6 protein-coding genes are annotated in these 4,217 nt (G+C 57.2%); 2 read left to right on the top strand and 4 right to left on the bottom strand.

The window, feature by feature from the left end; all coding sequences use genetic code 11:
- Nucleotides 1–69 precede the first annotated feature (69 nt).
- Entirely contained in the window at nucleotides 70–462 is a 393-nt protein-coding gene (locus AC3ZVB_RS29195) for a GFA family protein (protein WP_490148503.1), read from the bottom strand.
- A 59-nt stretch (nucleotides 463–521) separates the two neighbouring features.
- Nucleotides 522–1,001 carry a VOC family protein gene (locus AC3ZVB_RS29200; RefSeq protein WP_490148504.1) on the bottom strand — a complete coding sequence of 160 codons (480 nt, stop codon included), beginning with the start codon at nucleotides 999–1,001 and terminating at the stop codon, nucleotides 522–524.
- Nucleotides 1,002–1,289: 288 nt separating this feature from the next.
- Here AC3ZVB_RS29200 and AC3ZVB_RS29205 point away from each other — a divergent pair, with 288 nt between their 5' ends.
- Nucleotides 1,290–1,820 carry a glyoxalase superfamily protein gene (locus tag AC3ZVB_RS29205; RefSeq protein WP_162440672.1) on the top strand — a complete coding sequence of 177 codons (531 nt, stop codon included), beginning with the start codon at nucleotides 1,290–1,292 and terminating at the stop codon, nucleotides 1,818–1,820.
- A gap of 554 nt (nucleotides 1,821–2,374) precedes the next feature.
- On the opposite strand, the gene map is transcribed toward AC3ZVB_RS29205, so the two are convergent.
- A complete protein-coding gene (gene map / locus AC3ZVB_RS29210) occupies nucleotides 2,375–3,154 on the bottom strand; it encodes a type I methionyl aminopeptidase (RefSeq protein ID WP_490148505.1) in 780 nt (259 codons plus the stop codon).
- Complete coding sequence (locus AC3ZVB_RS29215; protein ID WP_194693425.1) at nucleotides 3,151–3,417, bottom strand: ParD-like family protein; 267 nt, start codon at nucleotides 3,415–3,417, stop codon at nucleotides 3,151–3,153. The genes map and AC3ZVB_RS29215 overlap by 4 nt, the downstream gene beginning before the upstream one ends.
- A gap of 148 nt (nucleotides 3,418–3,565) precedes the next feature.
- On the opposite strand from AC3ZVB_RS29215, the gene AC3ZVB_RS29220 reads away from it, so the two are divergent.
- Nucleotides 3,566–3,994 (top strand): nuclear transport factor 2 family protein, encoded by a 429-nt coding sequence (locus AC3ZVB_RS29220; RefSeq protein ID WP_194693426.1) that lies wholly within the window; start codon nucleotides 3,566–3,568, stop codon nucleotides 3,992–3,994.
- Nucleotides 3,995–4,217 lie beyond the last annotated feature (223 nt).

Consider the following 4,217-nt stretch of genomic DNA (forward strand, 5'->3'; position numbering starts at 1 on the left):
GCTCCCACACTTGATCGGGTGACATTCGGGACAGAATGGTCGGCTGTCAGGCCGCTATCGCGAGCAGACCTACTCCTCCAGTCGACCCGGATTTTCACGATCGCGCTCATACCGTCTCGTCAACGGAAACGACGGTAACCAGGATTCACGCCGCACGATCCAGCTCTCGTAGGTCGGCGTGAGTTGGTCCGGTGCATCGAGGGACCCCAGGTTCACTTCGATTTCATCGTCGGTGCGCGCAAAGACCGAGGAGCCACAACGAGGGCAGAAAAACCGACCGGCGTAGTCCCGTGTTTCGCCCTCGATGGTCACCGCATCCTGAGGAAAAATGGCGCTCGCGTGAAACAGTGCCCCGTGGTATTTGCGGCAGTCGAGGCAATGACACAGGCCCACCCGATAAGGCCGACCAATCGCCTCGAGGCGAACGTTGCCACACAGGCAACCACCGTTGAATCGCTCCATGCTGCACCTCCTCTGAAAACCTGTGGCATGTACGCGACATCGTGCGGATCAAGCGCCGGTCACCCCTTCAGAGCCGCCTCAATCGCCGCGATGTCGATTTTTTTCATCTGCATCATCGCTTCGAAGGCACGCTTGGCCGCCGCTCGATCAGGGCTGGCGATAGCCGTCGACAAGATGCGTGGCGTGATCTGCCAGGACAAACCCCACTTGTCCTGGCACCAGCCACAGACGTTCTCCCTACCGCCATTGCCGATGATCGCGTCCCACAAACGGTCCGTTTCAGCCTGATCGTCGGTCGCCACCTGAAATGAAAACGCCTCGTTGTGTGTGACCCCCGACCCGCCGTTCAGACCGAGGCAAGGAATGCCCATCACCGTGAACTCGACCGTCAAGACATCGCCCTGCTTGCCCGCCGGATAATCACCCGGCGCCCGATTGACGGCCCCTACGGCACTGTCCGGGAACGTCTTGGCATAAAACGTCGCTGCATCCAGAGCCGTGCCGTCGTACCAGAGACAAATCGTATTTTTACTGATCATCTTGGTTCTCCAGGATAGAACTGAGACAACAATTCTAGCAGTGGATACGAAGATCCAATTGTAGGAACAAAGCTTGCTCCCACAGGTGACCAGGCATGCACACCCGTTCAGTGACTGGTGAAGATGTAGTTGTGGGAGTGATGTATCATCCGCCCGGGCCGATGCTGCCCGCCGCTCGCTTCCGAAAGGACAGGTGAAAGCATCTCTTCTCTCCAAATCCAGTTGATTCTCTTGACGGTCGAGGTTTGGCAACGCGAGCACCCACATGCCTGGACCACAGGAGGAACAATGATTTCAATCGAGCAAGCCAAGCAGATGGCCAAGCGGTTGCGCACTTCGCTGGAAGGTCGCAATCAAGAGGTGTCCCACGCCACCGCGCTTGAAACAGTGGCGCAGCAGTTGGGCTACAAGGACTGGAACACCGCAGCAGCGCTGCTGCCACAGGAAAACGCCACGCCCGGGATAACGTTCGACAAAGCCATCCCGATTTTGCGGATGTTTGACGAGGCCAAGGCGCGTGAGTTCTACCTGGATTTCCTCGGGTTCAGCGTCGAATTCGAACACCGTTTCGAAGCCGATCTACCGCTGTACCTGGGCATCAGCCGCAACGGCCTGCACCTTCATCTCTCGGAGCATCATGGCGATGCGAGCCCTGGCTCGACGATATTCGTCCCGATGCAAAATATCGAACTGCTGCGGGACGAGTTACAGGGCAAACGCTACGGGTACGGACGGCCGGATATCGTTGAACAGGGCTGGGGAAAGATCCTTGAGGTCTACGATCCTTTCGGTAACCGGATCCGGTTCTGCCAAAGCTGACCTCGCCGTGCGGACTGGGTAACCCGGTCCGCTTCGGTCATCTTCAAGCAGTTGAAAAACCCGGTCGCTCCTGGCAAAGGTCAGAGAGCATCCGGGCTCGCCCCTGACTCTGGCACGTTGAGAAAGGTGTTCCAGACCTCATAAGCATCGTGATGCCGTCGAGTCGCCTCTTCCCATACGGGCCCGGTCACACATCTGGAGGAGACCAGCTGCATCATGCCCATGGTAGCGGCGTCGAGTTCGATTAGAAGTTCGTGAGATTTGGTTCTGAAGTCGTCTACCGATGTCATTGAGTGCGCCCCGGGCGGATATCACCGCCATTGCGAAGCAAACCTCCACCGTTCATCGAGTGAATCCATCCCGGAAGATTCACTCCGTCTGACCGCCGGTACGTTTTTAGCTGCCACATAAATAGGTAGCAGCTGCCGAAGGCTGCGTTCGATTGCGAAGCAGTCGTAAAACGATTATGCAATGTCAGGTGAAAAACCAAGTTGCTGAATTTACGACTGCTACGCAATCGAACGCAGGCTTCGCCAGCTTCTACAGGTGTTGTGTCAGTCTGTATCAGGACTGTCCGGCCAAGGCGTCAACACCTGATAACCCTCGTCTGTCACCGCCACCATGTGTTCCCACTGCGCTGAGAGGGACTGATCCTTGGTGACCACGGTCCAGCCATCCGCCAGGGTTTTCACATGGCGTTTGCCGGCGTTCAACATGGGTTCGATGGTAAAGATCATGCCGGTCTTGAGCGTCATCCCCTGGCCGGGATAGCCATAGTGAAGAATCTGCGGCTCATCGTGATAAACCTTGCCGATTCCGTGACCGCAGTATTCGCGCACGACGCTGAAACCGTCTTTTTCCGCAACCGTCTGAATCGCGTGACCAATGTCACCCAGCGTAGCGCCGGGGCGAACCGTGCGAATGCCGGCCCACATCGCCTCATAAGTGGTGTTGATCAGCCGTAGTGCGTCCGGAGCGGGATCACCCACGCAGTACATGCGGCTGGTGTCGCCGAACCAGCCATCCTTCACCACGGCAATGTCGATGTTGACGATGTCGCCATCCTTCAGTGGCGTCTTCGACGGGATGCCATGGCAGACCACATGATTCACGGACGCACAGACCGTTTTGGGGAATCCGTGATAGCCGACGTTGCCGGGAATGGCTTTCTGCACATTGACGATGTAGTCGTGGCAACGCTGATCAAGCTCGTCGGTCGTCACTCCCGCCTTCACGTAAGGAGCAATCATCGCCAGCACCTCGGCGGCCAGCATGCCCGCCACACGGGACTGTGCTATTTGTGCCGGCGTGTTGATCGGGACGTGCGCCTTCATTGCTTGGCTCCCATGGCCGCATGAACCTGATCTGCCCGAGGAAATTCCTCCAGCGTACCCAACGCCTTCAAATCAAGCCCCCCTGCCAGTTCGGCACGAATCAGCAAGCGACAGATGTCACTGTGATCAAGATTTGGATGGAGCTCCGCCAGCATGCCGATGCGCATCCAGTGTTCGGCCTGGGCGTTTATCGAGCGACTCAACGCATCGCTGGCGACCCGTAGATTCTCGTGCATGTGCTCTGAAATTTTTACGATACCCATTGCCTTGCCTAATATGAAATGCATATGAAACGTATATTAAGTATGAAGCCTGTGGATTGCAAATGCTCGGACATCAACCCCCTGCCCTTTGAAGATCAGGGTTGGTATAACGTCAGGCTTCGCAGAACAACAAAAACAGGAGTCGAACATGTCCGAGCTGAACCTGCACCCCAACGCCTTGGCGTCCTTGAGCCAGTGGCACCAGATGATTGCCAACGCTGATTTGCACGCCTTGCCCGAATTGCTGGCACCCGACGTGGTCTTCCGCTCGCCGATGGCGCACACGCCCTACCCCGGTGCCGCCGTGGTGGCGATGATTCTCACCACGGTGTTCGACGTCTTCGAGAATTTCAAATATCACCGGGAACTGGCCACCGCGGATGGTTTGAATGTGGTGCTGGAGTTCAGCGCCAACGTGAACGGAAAGGAGCTGAAGGGCATCGACATGATCCGGTTCAACGAAGAAGGCAAGATTGTCGATTTCGAAGTCATGGTCCGGCCGTTGAGTGGCTTGCAGGCGTTGGGGGAACAGATGGGGCAGCGGCTGGGTACTTACCTGGCGGCGAGCAAGGCTTGAGTTTGGGGTAATTTGTTGAAAAATCGCAGCCTCGTTGCATTCGGCAGCGGCTACAGGGATCGGCGGGACGCGTTTTTGTAGCAGCTGGCGAAGCCTGCGTTGGGGCGCGAAGCGGCCCTGTTTTTCAAGCCGACATCACATTGTTCTGGCCAGCGACCGCTACGCAGTCGAACGCAGGCTTCGCCAGCTGCTATGTATGGACTCGCCCCCCACTGTCTACCCG

Source organism: Pseudomonas sp. MDV22-iso1 (genome assembly GCF_058145095.1).

Coding starts and splice junctions, on each gene's coding strand:
- AC3ZVB_RS29195 (WP_490148503.1), bottom strand. CDS start 462: ATGGAGCGATTCAACGGTGGTTGCCTGTGTGGCAACGTTCGCCTCGAG.
- AC3ZVB_RS29200 (WP_490148504.1), bottom strand. CDS start 1,001: ATGATCAGTAAAAATACGATTTGTCTCTGGTACGACGGCACGGCTCTG.
- AC3ZVB_RS29205 (WP_162440672.1), top strand. CDS start 1,290: ATGATTTCAATCGAGCAAGCCAAGCAGATGGCCAAGCGGTTGCGCACT.
- map (WP_490148505.1), bottom strand. CDS start 3,154: ATGAAGGCGCACGTCCCGATCAACACGCCGGCACAAATAGCACAGTCC.
- AC3ZVB_RS29215 (WP_194693425.1), bottom strand. CDS start 3,417: ATGGGTATCGTAAAAATTTCAGAGCACATGCACGAGAATCTACGGGTC.
- AC3ZVB_RS29220 (WP_194693426.1), top strand. CDS start 3,566: ATGTCCGAGCTGAACCTGCACCCCAACGCCTTGGCGTCCTTGAGCCAG.